This is a genomic window from Ruegeria sp. H9 (assembly GCF_056532915.1).
Genome location: NZ_JBQFNX010000001.1, coordinates 629,906 through 644,786 on the forward strand (window position 1 = coordinate 629,906; position 14,881 = coordinate 644,786).

Genomic DNA, 14,881 nt, shown 5'->3' on the forward strand with positions numbered 1-14,881 from the left:
GACCAGCCAGATGACCATCCAGCTTCGTCCTCGCCACCCGGAAAAAGCCAAAAAGGCCGACAGTGTCATCCCGCGCAAGCCCAAGTGGATTCGCAAGAAAAAGGGCGACAGCGCTGAATACTATGAAACACGACGCCTCATGCGCGAGCATGATCTGGCGACGGTCTGCGAAGAAGCCGCCTGCCCCAATATCGGCGAATGCTGGTCCAAGCGCCACGCCACCATGATGATCATGGGTGAGGTTTGCACGCGGGGTTGTTCGTTCTGCAATGTCTCAACGGGTCGCCCGGATGCTCTGGATGTGTTTGAACCTGGCCGTGTTGCGGCAGCGGTCAAGAAGCTAGGCCTGCGTCATGTAGTGATCACCTCGGTCGATCGCGATGATCTGGCAGATGGTGGGGCCGAGCATATCGCTCAGACCATCCGTGCCGTGCGCCATCAGAACCCCGGTACCACTGTCGAGGTTCTGACACCCGATTTTCTTGGAAAAGGCACTGCGTCAGAGATCGTATTTGAAGCGGCGCCGGACGTTTTCAACCACAATCTGGAAACTGTGCCGCACCTTTATCCAACTGTGCGACCTGGTGCACGCTATTACACCTCGCTGCGTCTGCTGGATGATGCCAAACGCGCGAACCCGGAGCTTTTTACCAAATCTGGCCTGATGGTCGGGCTTGGCGAAAGTCTGGACGATGTCCGTCAGGTCATGGACGACCTGCGCGCGGCCAATGTCGATTTCCTGACCGTCGGCCAATATCTGCAACCGACCCCTAAACACCATCCGATTGACCGGTTCTGGACACCGGAAGAATTTGCCCAACTGGAACAGATCGCGCGTTCCAAGGGCTTTTTGCACGTGTCGGCAACGCCGCTGACCCGATCATCGTTCCACGCGGACGAAGACTTTGCCGCCCTCAAGCAGGCCCGCCAGCGGGCTTTGGCGAACAGGGCATAAACCTAACGCAAATGGGAGGGAAACCATGGAAGCGTTAAATTCAATCGTAGGGGCCATCAATGGCGTCGTGTGGGGGCCGCTGATGCTGGTTCTCATTCTCGGCGTTGGCTTCTTCCTGCAGGTCGGCCTGAAGTTCATGCCGATCCTGCGCATTGGCACGGGCTTCAGCCTGCTGTTCAAAGGCCGCGAAGGTCAGGGCGAGGGCCAGATCAGCCCGTTCAACGCGCTGATGACCTCGCTATCTGCGACTATCGGTACGGGCAACATCGCTGGTGTGGCCACTGCTGTCTTCCTGGGCGGTCCGGGCGCCTTGTTCTGGATGTGGATGACCGCCCTGGTGGGCATGGCCACCAAATATGCCGAAGCTGTCTGCGCGGTGAAATACCGCGAAAAAGACGAGCTTGGTAACTATGTCGGCGGCCCGATGTACTACATCAAAAATGGCCTCGGCGCGAAATGGGCCTGGCTGGGTGTTGCATTTGCTCTGTTCGGCGCAATCGCGGCGTTCGGCATCGGCAACGGCGTACAGGCCAATGGTGTTGCACAGGTTCTGGAGTCGAACTTCGGCCTGAACACTTCGGTTACCGGCGTTGTCCTGATGGTTCTGACCGCGGCCGTGATCCTGGGCGGCATCACCCGCATCGGTGCGGTTGCAGGTAAACTGGTTCCGTTCATGGCGATTGCCTACATCGTCGCAGGCCTGCTGGTTCTACTGATCAACATCGGTAACATCGGCTCCGCTCTGTCGCTTGTTTTCACCTACGCCTTCACCCCGTCGGCCGCCGAAGGTGGTTTCGCGGGTGCCGCCGTTTGGGCCGCGATCCGCTTTGGTGTGGCACGTGGTGTCTTCTCGAACGAAGCCGGTCTGGGTTCCGCTCCGATCGCACACGCCGCAGCCGAGACCAAAGGTCCAGTTAATCAGGGCCTGATCGCGATGTTGGGTACGTTCATCGACACAATCATCGTCTGCACCATCACCGGTCTTGCTATCATCTCATCGGGTGCCTGGACATCGGGTGAATCCGGTGCAGCACTAACCAGTCACGCGTTCGAACTGTCGCTGCCGGGTATCGGTGGGTATCTGATCGCCATCGCTCTGTCGATCTTTGCCTTTACCACCATTCTGGGCTGGTCCTTCTATGGCGAGAAATGTGTTGAGTTCCTGCTAGGCGTGAAATCCCTGATGCCCTACCGCGTCCTGTGGATCGTCATGATCTATTTTGGCGCAACAGCGGATCTGGGCTTCATCTGGCTGCTGGCCGATACGCTGAACGCGATGATGGCCATTCCGAACCTGATCGCCCTGGCACTGCTGAGCCCGATCGTCTTCAAACTGACGAAAGAGTTCTTCGCCTCAGGTGGCAAGTCCGAAGAGCCAGGCGGCACACCCGCCGAATAATCTCGGATGAAAATACGGGGGGCCATCCCGGCCCCCCGGCTTCAAACAGAATTCCATTTCTCGAGGAGAGACGTGATGGCCACGAAAATCCTGCTGCCGATTGATCACACCGACGACCGATCGTGGAAGAACGCCCTGCCGCTCGCACAGGAACAAGCAAAGTTCTACGGCGCCGAATTGCACGCGATTGCCGTCATTCCTGAGATCATCCAGTTGCCGAACCTGCCCGCCAATTATGGCGCAGGCGCAAAAGACCACGTGCGCAATGCGGTGCAGGCCATACTGGATCACAACGGTGCATCTGATGTGGCGATCCATATCGAAGAAGGCAGCGTCTATCGTGAGATTCTGAAGCTCGCCTACAAAGAGGGCTTTGATCTGATCGTCATGGCTTCGACCAAAGGCGATTTCCCGAACTATGAGATTGGCCCGAACCTGGCCCGTGTCGTGCGCAACGCGCATTGCACTGTCACGGTTGTTCGCGACCAGTCCCGCTGATTGAAAGGTTAAGTTGATGACCGAATTAAAACGCACGCCTCTTCACGCTTTGCATGTTGAGTTGGGGGGTAAGTTGGTTGATTTTGCGGGATGGGAGATGCCTGTTCAGTATCCTTTGGGGATTATGGGGGAGCATAAGCAGTGTCGTGAGAAGGCGGCGGTGTTTGATGTGTCTCATATGGGTCAGGTGATTTTGCGGGGCGAGAATGTGGGTGAGAAGCTGGAAGCGCTTTGCCCGCAGGCTTATGCGACGCTGAAGGACGGCAAGGCGCGGTACGGGTTCTTTACGAACGCAGAAGGCGGGATCATGGATGACCTGATCGTGTCGAACGCGGGGGATCATTACTTTGTGGTGGTGAATGCGGCGCTGCGGCATCAGGACATTCCGCATATGCGTGAGCACCTCGAAGGCGTCGAAGTGATCGAGATTTTCGACCGTGCGCTGGTGGCCGTTCAGGGCCCTGCGGCGGAAAACGTTGTGGGCGAACTGTGCCCCGCCGCGCGGGATCTGAAGTTCATGGAAACCACCGTGGCGGATATCAACGGCGTCGAATGCCGTATCTCGCGGCTGGGCTATACCGGCGAGGATGGCTACGAGATTTCGATCCCCGAGGACAAGGCGATTGAGATCACCAAAGCCTTCCTGGCGCATGAGGATTGCGAAGCGGCCGGTCTGGGCGCGCGCGACAGCCTGCGGCTGGAGGCAGGTCTGTGCCTTTATGGCAATGACATCGACCAGAGCACCTCGCCGATCGAGGCCTCGCTGGCTTGGGCGATCCAGAAACGCCGCAAGGAAGAGGGCGGCTTTCCGGGGGCGGACCGCGTGCAAAAGGAACTGGCCGAAGGTCCCGCCAAAAAGCTGGTGGGCATCAAGCCCGAAGGCCGTGCGCCAGCGCGTCAGGGCGTGGAAGTGCAGTGCCTTGAGGGCAACAGCATCGGTCAGATCACCTCGGGCGTGTTTGGCCCCACGGTGGGTGGACCGGTGGCGATGGGCTATGTGAGCAAAGGCCATGGCGAGCCGGGCGAGAAGGTGAACCTGATCATCCGGGGCAAGCCGCAACCGGCTGAGATCGTGGCGCTGCCCTTCGTCAAACAGAATTACAAGCGTTGAAGTCAGGAGAGAGAGACATGGCAACCTATTATTCCGAAGAGCATGAATGGCTGAGCGTTGACGGCGACACCGCCACGCTGGGCATCACCAAACACGCCGCCGAGCAGTTGGGTGACGTGGTGTTCGTGGAACAGCAGGAAGCAGGCGACGAGTTCGAAAAAGGCGGCGAGATCGGCGTGATTGAATCCGTCAAGGCGGCGTCCGAGCTTTACGCACCGGTCGACGGCGAGATCACCGAGGTGAACGAGGCACTGGCCGACAATCCCGGCGCGCTGAACGAAGACCCCGAAGGCGAGGCCTGGATCTACAAGATCAAGATCGCGGACGCCTCGCAGCTCGAAGACCTGATGGACGAGGCCGGCTACAAGGCCTTCATCGGTTAACTCAGGCGGCGGGTCCGTGCGCGGCCCCGCCCCTTCATCTGTTTCCAAATACTTCCGCCGGAGGCTCCTGCCGTCTCCGCCGGGCCTGACCTATCCTTGAGGAGCGCACACATGGCCTTCAAACTGACCGATTACGAAGCCTATGACTTCGCCAACCGCCGCCATATCGGGCCCAGCCCGACCGAGATGCGCGACATGCTCAAGGTGATCGGCTTCAAGACGCTGGACGAGCTGATCGACGCCACCGTCCCGCCCGCGATCCGGCAGAAAGAGCCGCTGGACTGGGGTCCGGCGATGACCGAGCGCGATGCGCTCTTTCACATGAAAGAGGTGGCGAGCAAGAACAAGGTTCTGACCTCGCTGATCGGTCAGGGCTATTATGGCACCACCACGCCGGCGCCGATCCTGCGCAACATTCTGGAGAACCCGGCCTGGTACACGGCCTACACGCCTTATCAGCCCGAGATCAGCCAGGGCCGACTTGAGGCGCTGTTGAACTTCCAGACCATGGTCAGCGACCTGACCGGGCTGGACGTGGCCAACGCGTCCTTGCTGGACGAAGCGACTGCTGCGGCGGAAGCCATGGCGATGGCCAAGCGCGGCGGCCGGTCCAAGGCCAACAATGCAGCCTTCTTTGTCGACAAGAACTGCCACCCGCAGACCATCGCGGTGATTAAAACGCGCGCCGAGCCTCTGGGCATCGAGGTGCAGGTGGCTGATCCGGACACGCTGGATGCGGGCGCGGTCTTTGGCGCCATCTTCCAGTACCCCGGCACCCATGGCCATGTGCGCGACTTCACCGCCGAGATTGCGGCCCTGCATGAACACAAGGCGATTGCCATCGTCGCCGCCGATATCCTGTCGCTGGCGCTGCTGAAGTCGCCCGGTGAGATGGGCGCGGATATCGCCATCGGCTCGACCCAGCGCTTTGGTGTGCCGATGGGCTATGGTGGCCCGCACGCCGCGTATATGGCGACCACCGACAAGCTGAAGCGCTCGATGCCGGGCCGGATCATCGGTGTCAGCATCGACAGCCGGGGCAACAAGGCTTACCGCCTGGCGCTGCAGACCCGCGAACAGCACATCCGGCGTGAGAAAGCCAACTCGAACGTTTGCACCGCGCAGGCGCTGCTGGCGGTGATTGCCTCGATGTATGCCGTGTATCACGGCCCCGACGGCATCAAGGCCATCGCGCAATCGGTGCACCGCAAGACCTCGCGTTTGGCCGCCGGTCTGGAAGAGGCAGGCTTTGCTGTGGAGCCGGAAGTGTTCTTCGACACGATCACGGTTGAGGTTGGCCATCTGCAGAAAACGGTCATGGAGGCCGCTGTGGCCCGGGGCGTCAACCTGCGTAAGGTCGGCGACACGAAAGTGGGCATCAGCCTGGACGAACAGACCCGGCCCGAGACCATCGAGGCGGTCTGGGGGGCCTTCGGCATCGACCGCAAGGATGACAGCTCGAACGTGGCCTATCGCCTGCCGGATTACGCGCTGCGCGAAAGCGAGTACCTGACCCACCCGATCTTCCACAAGAACCGGGCCGAGGCCGAGATCACGCGCTACATGCGCCGTCTGGCCGACCGCGACCTGGCGCTGGACCGGGCGATGATCCCGCTGGGCTCGTGCACCATGAAGCTGAACGCCACGATCGAGATGATCCCGGTCACCTGGCCCGAGTTCGGCAACCTGCACCCGTTCTGCCCCGAAGATCAGGCGCAGGGCTATCATGAGATGATCGATGATCTGAACGACAAGTTGTGCCAGATCACCGGCTATGACGCGATCAGCCAGCAGCCCAACTCGGGCGCGCAGGGTGAGTACGCAGGCCTCTTGACCATCCGCAACTATCACTTCGCCCGGGGCGAAGGGCAGCGCAATGTCTGCCTGATCCCGACCTCGGCGCATGGGACCAACCCGGCCTCGGCCCAGATGGTGGGCTGGCAGGTTGTGCCTGTGCAGGCGGATGAGAAGGGCAACATTGATCTGAATGATTTCCGCGCCAAGGCCGAAAAGCACTCGGACCATCTGGCCGCCTGCATGATCACCTACCCCTCGACCCATGGCGTGTTTGAGACCACCGTGCAGGAGGTCTGCCAGATCACCCATGATCATGGCGGTCAGGTTTATATCGACGGCGCCAACATGAACGCCATGGTGGGTCTGTCGCGTCCCGGAGACATCGGCGGTGACGTCAGCCACCTGAACCTGCACAAGACCTTCTGCATCCCCCATGGCGGCGGCGGCCCCGGCATGGGTCCGATCGGCGTCAAAGCGCATCTGACCGAGCATCTGCCCGGCCACCCGGAATACGGCACTGCCGTGGGTCCGGTCTCGGCGGCGCCCTTTGGGTCGCCCTCGATCTTGCCGGTTAGCTGGGCCTATGTGCTGCTGATGGGCGGCGCGGGTCTGACGCAGGCCACGAAAGTGGCGATCCTGAACGCCAACTACATCGCGGCGCGGCTCAAGGATGCCTACCCGATCCTCTACACCTCGGAAACGGGTCGCGTGGCGCATGAATGCATCCTCGACACCCGCCCGCTGGACGAAGCGGCCCATGTCAGCGTCGATGACATCGCTAAGCGTCTGGTGGACAGCGGCTTCCACGCGCCCACCATGTCCTGGCCGGTGGCCGGCACCCTGATGGTCGAGCCTACGGAATCGGAACCCATGGACGAGCTGGACCGCTTCTGCGACGCCATGCTGTCCATCCGCTCCGAGGCACAGGACATCATCGACGGCAAGATCGACGCGGAAAACAACCCGCTGAAAAACGCTCCCCACACGGTGCGCGATCTGGTCGGCGACTGGGACCGTCCCTACACCCGTGAACAGGCCTGCTTCCCCCCAGGCTCCATGGGCGTCGACAAATACTGGTCCCCCGTCAACCGCGTCGACAACGCATACGGCGACCGAAACCTAATCTGCACATGCCCGCCAATGACCGAATACATGGACGCAGCTGAATAAACCTCAATCAATAAACCCCCGCCAACTGGCGGGGGTTTTCGCCCATCGGAAACCTGTGTTCCGATCTGAGCCCATTTCCAGTGTCGTTTTCCGCTGATGAAGCGTCTTTTATGCTTGCTGCAGGTGCAAACGACCCATACCTCTGTGCGTGGGACACCCCTCCCCAACGAGGGGCGTGTATCTGGAAGGGTAATACACATGACTATCGAACAACCGGCGACGCGGCCGGCCAACCCGCGTTTTTCCTCGGGCCCCTGTGCCAAACCCCCCACATTTGATCTGACCAAACTGGCGGATGCCGCCTTGGGCCGCTCGCATCGGGCTGCTGTCGGCAAGGACAAGCTGAAGGCGGCCATTGAAGGCACGCGAGAGATTCTAGGCATACCGGCGGATTATCGCATCGGCATTGTACCAGCCTCGGACACCGGTGCAGTTGAGATGGCGCTTTGGTCTTTGCTGGGTGAGCGCAAAGTTGAAATGCTGGCCTGGGAAAGCTTTGGCGCGGGTTGGGTGACTGATGTGGTCAAGCAACTGAAAATCGACGCTGAAGTGAAAACCGCCGAGTACGGGCAGATCGTTGATCTCGCGTCGGTCGATTTCGCCAACGATGTGGTGTTCACATGGAACGGAACGACTTCGGGTGTGCGGGTCCCAGATGGCGACTGGATTGCTGATGATCGTCAGGGTCTGACGATCTGTGACGCGACATCCGCTGCGTTCGCGATGGACTTGCCATGGGACAAGTTGGATGTGACAACGTTCAGCTGGCAGAAGGTACTAGGCGGAGAGGCGGCTCATGGGATGCTGATCCTGTCTCCGCGCGCAGTCGAGCGCTTGGAGAGTTACACCCCGTCATGGCCATTGCCGAAGATCTTCCGCCTGACCAAAGGTGGCAAGCTGATTGATGGGATATTCACCGGCGCGACGATCAACACACCCTCAATGCTCGCGGTTGAGGATTACCTTTTCGCGTTGGACTGGGCGCGTTCAGTCGGAGGCTTGCAGGGGCTGATTGCTCGTGCGAATGCCAATGCTGGCGCGGTTCATGCGTTCTGCGACCAAAATGATTGGATCGCCAATCTGGCCGAAGACTCGACAACTCAATCAAATACGTCGGTCTGTCTGAAGTTCACCGATACGCGCATTCAAGATGGTGCCGTTTTTGCCAAAGCCGTCGCCAAACGGCTTGAGGCCGAAAACATTGCGCTTGATATCGGTGCCTATCGCGACGCCCCTGCGGGTCTGCGCATCTGGTGCGGCGGCACGGTTGAGACATCAGATATCGAGGCGATGCTGCCCTGGCTTGCATGGGCTTTTGAAGCCGAGATTGCAGCGCAAACCGAAGCTGCCTGACCTTTTCTACCGGGCCGCATCCGGCCCGGACCTTCCACAATGTTCAAGGACCAAAAATATGGCTCCCAAAGTACTCGTCTCTGACAAGCTGAGCGAAACCGCCGTTCAAATCTTCCGCGACCGTGGCATCGATGTGGATTTCATGCCCGATCTGGGAAAGGACAAAGACAAGCTGGCCGAGGTGATCGGTCAGTATGACGGCCTCGCCATCCGTTCTGCCACCAAAGTCACGCCAACCATTCTGGAGAAGGCAGACAAGTTAAAAGTCATTGGTCGTGCCGGGATCGGCACCGACAATATCGACAAGGATGCGGCCTCGAAAAAAGGCGTGATCGTGATGAACACACCGTTCGGTAACATGATCACCACCGCCGAGCATGCCATCGCGATGATGTTTGCCGTGGCGCGGCAGATCCCCGAAGCCAGCACCTCGACCCACGCGGGTAAGTGGGAAAAGTCCAAGTTCATGGGGATTGAGCTGACCAACAAGACCCTGGGCGTGATCGGCGCGGGCAACATTGGTGGCATCGTCTGCGAGCGTGCTTTGGGTCTGAAGATGAAGGTCGTCGCCTATGATCCCTACCTTGGCGAAGAGAAAGCCGCGCAGATGGGTGTGGAAAAGGTCGAATTGGATGAGCTTCTGGCCCGCGCTGACTTTATCACTCTGCACGTGCCGCTGACCGATCAGACGCGCAATATCCTGAGCCGTGAGAACCTGGCCAAGACCAAGAAAGGCGTGCGCATTGTCAACTGCGCCCGTGGCGGTCTGGTCGACGAGGACGCGCTGGCCGAGGCGTTGCAATCGGGTCATGTCGCCGGTGCGGCCTTTGACGTGTTCAGTGAGGAACCGGCCAAGGAGAACGCCCTGTTCAACCTACCCAATGTGGTTTGCACACCGCACTTGGGTGCGGCCACGACTGAGGCGCAGGAGAACGTGGCGCTGCAAGTGGCCGAGCAGATCTCGAATTACCTGCTGACCGGAGCGGTCGAGAACGCACTGAACATGCCCAGTGTGACGGCAGAGGAGGCCAAGGTCATGGGGCCGTGGATCAAGCTGGCCGGGCATCTGGGCAGCTTCATTGGTCAGATGACGGATGAGCCGATCAAGGCAATCAACATCCTCTATGACGGTGTCGCTGCGAACATGAATCTGGCTGCGTTGAATTGTTCGGTCGTTGCCGGAATCATGAAGAAATTCAATCCCGAGGTGAACATGGTCTCGGCCCCGGTTGTCGCGAGAGAGCGTGGCATCCAGATCTCGACGACCAATCAGGACAAATCCGGTGCGTTCGAAGGCTATATCAAGGTCACTGTGGTGACTGAAAAGCGTGAACGCTCAATCGGTGGCACGGTGTTCAGTGACGGCAAGCCGCGGTTTATTCAGATCAAGGGCATCAATATCGATGCCGAGATCGGGGCGCATATGCTCTATACGACTAACGAAGACGTGCCGGGCATCATTGGTGCTTTAGGACAGACCATGGGCGAGAACGATGTGAACATCGCGAACTTTACTCTTGGACGATCCGAAGCCGGCGGTGAGGCGATTGCGTTGCTTTATGTTGATGAACCGGTACCAGCTGAGGCGCGCGCCAAACTCGCCGAGACAGGTCTGTTTACTCAGATCAAACCGTTGGAGTTTGACGTGGCCTGACGGTCGCTGTTGAACTTCTGTGACAGATTGATGCCCGCGCTTGTCCAAAGCGTGGGCATCGCCTTTTCAAAGTGCTGATTTTGCGCCAGAAGTGCGGCAATCACCATTGCCCGAGGGGAAGCTGATGACCAATCCGATCTACGCAATTGGAGATTTGCACGGCCGCGTGGATGAGTTCGAGCGCTCCTTGGCGCTGATCGAACGCGATGGCGGCGCCGATGCCGAGATCGTGTATCTGGGCGATTACGTTGATCGGGGCCCCGACAGCCGGGGCGTTCTGGATAGGCTGATCGCTGGTCGCGATGCGGGCAAGCGGTGGATCACTCTGCTGGGCAACCATGACCGGATGTTTTCATGGTTCCTCGAAGATGTCCCACGTCACGACCCGCATATGTTAGTCGGGTATCATTGGCTGCACGAGCGGTTGGGTGGTGTCGAAACACTACAAAGCTATGGCGTGTTCTTCGATCAGCAGACACGGCTCGAGGATCTGCATGCAACAGCGCGGGGTGCGGTTCCCGATGCGCATCGGATATTTCTGCAAGGGCTCATCGCCATGCATCAAACGCGCGAGATTGCTTTTGTCCATGCGGGCATTCGGCCCGGTATTCCGCTGAGCGAACAACGGGAAAATGATCTGGTCTGGATCAGACAAACCTTTCACAACCACCGAGGTCCGCATCCGAAACTGATCGTCCATGGGCATACGCCGGTGGATCAATCAACGCATTACGGCAATCGCATCAACCTGGATAGCGGCGCAGGGTATGGCCGCCCGGTTGGCGTTGCGGTGTTCGAAGGACAGGATTGCTGGTTGTTGACGGACAAGGGTCGCGTTGCGCTTTTGCCTTGAATATCAGGTCTTGGTGAAAAGGTCTTTGCAGCGGTCACGCAGGATGTTCTTTTGCACCTTGCCCATTGTGTTGCGGGGGAGCTCGTCCAGCAAGATCAACTGGCGGGGATGTTTGAACCTGGCGAGCGCGTCCCGAACCGCACCCATGATGGCCTCGATATCTGGCGTGTGACAGGGGGCAGGAACCAGAATGCCAACCGGGGTTTCTCCGAAATCCGGATGCGGGACGCCAATTACCGCGCTTTCCAGCACGCCGGGTTGCTCGTCTAGCAGCAGCTCGATCTCTTTGGGGTAGATATTATACCCGCCCGAGATGATCAGGTCTTTCTCGCGCCCGACGATATGGACATAGCCGTCCTCGTCGATCCGACCCAGATCGCCAGTGATGAAGAACCCGTCTTCACGCAGTTCTGCGGCGGTTTTGTCGGGCATTTGCCAGTAGCCCTGAAACACATTGGGACCGCGCACCTCGATGATGCCGATCTCACCATCTGCTAGGGTTTGACCTGTTTTGGGGTCTGTGACCTTCAGTTCAACATCCGGCAGGGGAAACCCGACCGTTCCCGCCCGGCGTTCGCCGTCATAGGGGTTAGAAGTGTTCATGTTCGTCTCGGTCATGCCATAGCGTTCCAGAATGCGATGACCTGTACGGTCTTCAAATTCAACGTGGGTATCTGCCAGCAAAGGCGCTGAACCTGAGATGAACAGCCGCATATCCTGAGTCAGATCTTGGGCGAAGCGGTCGTCGCTTAGCAGGCGGGTGTAAAACGTCGGCACCCCCATCATCGCCGTTGCCTGTGGCATCAGGCGTAACATATCTTCCAGGTCGAACTTCGGCAGAAATATCATCGACCCGCCCGATGCGAGTACGACATTTGTCGCAACAAACAGTCCATGCGTGTGAAAGATCGGCAGCGCGTGCAACAGCACGTCATCATCTGTGAATCGCCATTCCTGCACAAGGGTCTCCGCGTTCGACAGCAGGTTCGCCTGCGTCAGCATTGCCCCTTTCGAACGCCCCGTCGTGCCTGAAGTATATAGAAACGCAGCCAGATCATCTTCTGATCGGTGGGCCGGCTGAAAGGCCGGAAGCATGCCTAGGGCGCGTCGCATCAGGCTGCCTGAACCGTCGGCGTTCAGCGTTTCAAGCCGGGCATTGTTCTTTTGCACGATCTCGGCAAGCCCTGCCTCGTTTGCCTCATCGCACACCACCAGTGAGGCTCCGCTGTTTTCGATGAAATAGCTTAGCTCTTGCGTCGTATAGCCCGTATTGAGAGGTAGAAAGATCAGCCCCGCTTGGACACAGGCGGCATAAAGCGCCAGTGCCTCAACGGATTTCTCCACCTGCACCGCCACGCGGTCGCCCGGTTCCATTTCCAGTCCTGTCATGGTGTTGGCCAGACGGGCCGCCGTGTCCAGAAACGTGGCATGGGTCAAAGTCTGACCATCCGGAAGGTGCAAAAATGGCGTATCCTTGCCTGCATGGATGCCCAGCAAACGATCATAAAGCGGGTTGCCCATCCCGATATCCTTTCCAGCAGACGCGCACATTCTGCAGCAAATCTGTCGTGGAATTGGGGAAGCGTAAAGCCCGGACAATCAGAACTCGGTTGTCATCCGATATCCGGCCGCAAAATACATCTTGGCGAACGTTACCGGCTGACCCTGCAGCCATGTGATACGCTCGGCAGTAAAAACGGGTTCACCCTCGGGAACATCCAGAAAACCGGCCAAAGTGGTATCGGCGCGGCTGGCCAGAAAGGTCAACTCGACATTGGTGAACGGGACAGTTTGCACCAGCCAGTCATTGGGTCCGACGCTAGAGAAATCTGCCTGCGTGACCTGAGGTACGCTGTCTATCACGATCCAGCGGTCTTCGAACTGAAATGGCGAATTGCCGGAGAAATGCATGCATCGCACGTGCATCACACTTTGATCAGCACGTAGGGCCAACCGGGCCGCCAGCCAGTCTGGGGCGATCTGCGTTTCACATGATACAAGAGCGTAGCGATAAGTTCCGCCCGCCGCTTCGATTTCATCTCGGACCAGTGGAATTGTGAAACGCGCCTGTCGCTGCGGTGCGCTAAGGACCCGGGTGCCTGCCTTTCGGCGCCGTTCAAGAAACCCTTCATCCGCCAGTTCCCGCAGTGCTCTGTTGACTGTTGTGCGGGTGCACGAAAACTCGACCGCTAATTCTTGCTCATTGGGAAGCAGAGCGTCGGGCTGCAATTCGCCCGAGCGGATGCGGCGCAGGACGGTTTGCTTAATGTCTTTGTAGCTGGTTGTGTCGCTGGTTTGGGTCATATCAGTTCAGATGTCTTCCAAAAGGTCATTTATCGCGGCACGATAATTGTTCAGGATCGCATCGCGGGCGATATGCCGCCCGCCGCGCACCTGATGTCGCCCGGCAGACCAAAGGTCGGTCACTGTTCCGTCAGGCGCGGCAAAGCTCAGGCCGTCAATCAATTGATCGTCGCGCAAAGTACACAGGGTGGGGTGACTTCGATCGATCGCAACCAGATCGGCCAGATGACCTACTGCGATCTCTCCGGCGTCGCGCCCCAGCGCCTGTGCGCCACCGCGGGCGGCTCCGGTATACAGCGTTTGACCGACCGAGCCTTCGCCACGTACCAGCACAGTGCGGGCCTTGTCGCGCAGACGTTGAGAATACTCCAGCGTACGCAATTCCTCGGGCAGTGAAATGCGCACATTCGAGTCTGAACCGACACCAAAGGCACCGCCCTGCTCGATGTAGACGGCACCATTGAAAATACCATCCCCCAGATTGGCCTCTGTGATTGGGCACAGACCGGCCACAGCCCCGGATCGGGCAAAAGCGCGGGTTTCATCGTCTGTCATATGAGTGGCATGGATCAGGCACCATCGTTCGTTCACATCCAAGTTGCTCAGCAGCCAATCTACCGGTCGCTGACCCAGAGCGGCTTCTACATCCGTGACCTCCTTCTCTTGTTCAGAGATGTGGATGTGCACCGGGCCTCGCGGGGTAGCGTTCAGCACTTGCCGTAGATCATCAGGCGAGGTCGCACGCAGAGAGTGCGGCGCGATGCCGATCTGGCTGTCTGCATAAGGCATCAGCGACTTACAGTCCTCGACAAGCTGCAGGAACCTTTCCACATCATTGCCGAACCGCAATTGACCACCGGTCAGAGGCTCTTGCGCGACGCCGCCATAGGTGTAGAGCACCGGTAGATGTGTCAATCCAATCCCGGTTTGGCTGGCTGCCGAGAAGATGCGCTGACTCAGCTCAGACAACTTCGCATAAGGCGTGCCGCCGGGTTGGTGGTGGACGTAGTGGAATTCCCCGACCGCAGCAAACCCGGCTTCCTGCATTTCCATATAGACCAATGCGGCAATGGACTCGATCTGTGCAGGAGTGAGGCGGTCCAGAAATCGGTACATCAAAGTACGCCAGGTCCAGAAGCTTTCGCGCCCTGCTACGCGCGTTTCGGTCATGCCCGCCATGGCGCGTTGAAAGGCATGGCTGTGCAGGTTCGCCAAAGCGGGCAGCAACACGTCGACCCGAGTGTCTTCGGGTTTTGGCTCGGTCCCTGATTTCAGCGCAGCGATCCGACCGTCCTCGATTTCGACTCGTAGGTTGTGCACCCACTCAGAGCCTAACAGGGCCGTTTTAGCATGAACCGTCATCGTAATTCCATTTTGTGTAGACTTTATATTTTTAGCCGTATA

At 58.9% G+C, this 14,881-nt stretch carries 12 protein-coding genes; 9 read left to right on the forward strand and 3 right to left on the reverse strand.

Going from position 1 to position 14,881, the window contains the following annotated elements; all coding sequences use genetic code 11:
- The first annotated feature begins 10 nt into the window (after positions 1 to 10).
- The 9 genes from lipA to ACR0CZ_RS02835 all read left to right on the forward strand — a co-directional run bounded on the left by lipA (position 11) and on the right by ACR0CZ_RS02835 (position 11,173).
- Entirely contained in the window at positions 11 to 955 is a 945-nt protein-coding gene (gene lipA / locus ACR0CZ_RS02795) for a lipoyl synthase (protein ID WP_170465565.1), read from the forward strand.
- A 25-nt stretch (positions 956 to 980) separates the two neighbouring features.
- Positions 981 to 2,354 carry an alanine/glycine:cation symporter family protein gene (locus ACR0CZ_RS02800; RefSeq protein WP_170393738.1) on the forward strand — a complete coding sequence of 458 codons (1,374 nt, stop codon included), beginning with the start codon at positions 981 to 983 and terminating at the stop codon, positions 2,352 to 2,354.
- Between the two features lie 75 nt (positions 2,355 to 2,429).
- A complete protein-coding gene (locus tag ACR0CZ_RS02805; protein WP_170393736.1) occupies positions 2,430 to 2,852 on the forward strand; it encodes a universal stress protein in 423 nt (140 codons plus the stop codon).
- A gap of 16 nt (positions 2,853 to 2,868) precedes the next feature.
- Complete coding sequence (gene gcvT / locus ACR0CZ_RS02810) at positions 2,869 to 3,963, forward strand: glycine cleavage system aminomethyltransferase GcvT (RefSeq protein ID WP_170393734.1); 1,095 nt, start codon at positions 2,869 to 2,871, stop codon at positions 3,961 to 3,963.
- Positions 3,964 to 3,980: 17 nt separating this feature from the next.
- On the forward strand, positions 3,981 to 4,346 hold the full coding sequence (gene gcvH / locus ACR0CZ_RS02815) for a glycine cleavage system protein GcvH (protein WP_170393732.1): 366 nt from the start codon (positions 3,981 to 3,983) through the stop codon (positions 4,344 to 4,346).
- 111 nt (positions 4,347 to 4,457) lie between these two features.
- Complete coding sequence (gene gcvP / locus ACR0CZ_RS02820; RefSeq protein WP_170393730.1) at positions 4,458 to 7,313, forward strand: aminomethyl-transferring glycine dehydrogenase; 2,856 nt, start codon at positions 4,458 to 4,460, stop codon at positions 7,311 to 7,313.
- 198 nt (positions 7,314 to 7,511) lie between these two features.
- Entirely contained in the window at positions 7,512 to 8,666 is a 1,155-nt protein-coding gene (locus ACR0CZ_RS02825) for a phosphoserine transaminase (RefSeq protein WP_170406887.1), read from the forward strand.
- 58 nt (positions 8,667 to 8,724) lie between these two features.
- Positions 8,725 to 10,320 (forward strand): phosphoglycerate dehydrogenase, encoded by a 1,596-nt coding sequence (gene serA, locus ACR0CZ_RS02830; RefSeq protein WP_170399107.1) that lies wholly within the window; start codon positions 8,725 to 8,727, stop codon positions 10,318 to 10,320.
- Between the two features lie 124 nt (positions 10,321 to 10,444).
- A complete protein-coding gene (locus ACR0CZ_RS02835; protein WP_170465563.1) occupies positions 10,445 to 11,173 on the forward strand; it encodes a metallophosphoesterase family protein in 729 nt (242 codons plus the stop codon).
- A 3-nt stretch (positions 11,174 to 11,176) separates the two neighbouring features.
- Here the strand turns inward: ACR0CZ_RS02835 and ACR0CZ_RS02840 are convergent, their stop codons facing one another.
- From ACR0CZ_RS02840 to ACR0CZ_RS02850, 3 genes are all read right to left on the reverse strand, one after another.
- Positions 11,177 to 12,694, reverse strand: coding sequence for a malonate--CoA ligase (locus tag ACR0CZ_RS02840; protein ID WP_170465560.1), 1,518 nt, complete (start codon positions 12,692 to 12,694; stop codon positions 11,177 to 11,179).
- 78 nt (positions 12,695 to 12,772) lie between these two features.
- Positions 12,773 to 13,477, reverse strand: a complete 705-nt coding sequence (locus ACR0CZ_RS02845; protein ID WP_170399103.1) for a GntR family transcriptional regulator — start codon at positions 13,475 to 13,477, stop codon at positions 12,773 to 12,775.
- A 6-nt stretch (positions 13,478 to 13,483) separates the two neighbouring features.
- On the reverse strand, positions 13,484 to 14,839 hold the full coding sequence (locus ACR0CZ_RS02850; RefSeq protein WP_170465558.1) for a formimidoylglutamate deiminase: 1,356 nt from the start codon (positions 14,837 to 14,839) through the stop codon (positions 13,484 to 13,486).
- Positions 14,840 to 14,881: the final 42 nt, after the last annotated feature.

Coding starts and splice junctions, on each gene's coding strand:
- serA (WP_170399107.1), top strand. CDS start 8,725: ATGGCTCCCAAAGTACTCGTCTCTGACAAGCTGAGCGAAACCGCCGTT.
- lipA (WP_170465565.1), top strand. CDS start 11: ATGACCATCCAGCTTCGTCCTCGCCACCCGGAAAAAGCCAAAAAGGCC.
- ACR0CZ_RS02800 (WP_170393738.1), top strand. CDS start 981: ATGGAAGCGTTAAATTCAATCGTAGGGGCCATCAATGGCGTCGTGTGG.
- ACR0CZ_RS02840 (WP_170465560.1), bottom strand. CDS start 12,694: ATGGGCAACCCGCTTTATGATCGTTTGCTGGGCATCCATGCAGGCAAG.
- ACR0CZ_RS02805 (WP_170393736.1), top strand. CDS start 2,430: ATGGCCACGAAAATCCTGCTGCCGATTGATCACACCGACGACCGATCG.
- ACR0CZ_RS02825 (WP_170406887.1), top strand. CDS start 7,512: ATGACTATCGAACAACCGGCGACGCGGCCGGCCAACCCGCGTTTTTCC.
- gcvP (WP_170393730.1), top strand. CDS start 4,458: ATGGCCTTCAAACTGACCGATTACGAAGCCTATGACTTCGCCAACCGC.
- ACR0CZ_RS02850 (WP_170465558.1), bottom strand. CDS start 14,839: ATGACGGTTCATGCTAAAACGGCCCTGTTAGGCTCTGAGTGGGTGCAC.
- ACR0CZ_RS02835 (WP_170465563.1), top strand. CDS start 10,445: ATGACCAATCCGATCTACGCAATTGGAGATTTGCACGGCCGCGTGGAT.
- gcvH (WP_170393732.1), top strand. CDS start 3,981: ATGGCAACCTATTATTCCGAAGAGCATGAATGGCTGAGCGTTGACGGC.
- ACR0CZ_RS02845 (WP_170399103.1), bottom strand. CDS start 13,477: ATGACCCAAACCAGCGACACAACCAGCTACAAAGACATTAAGCAAACC.
- gcvT (WP_170393734.1), top strand. CDS start 2,869: ATGACCGAATTAAAACGCACGCCTCTTCACGCTTTGCATGTTGAGTTG.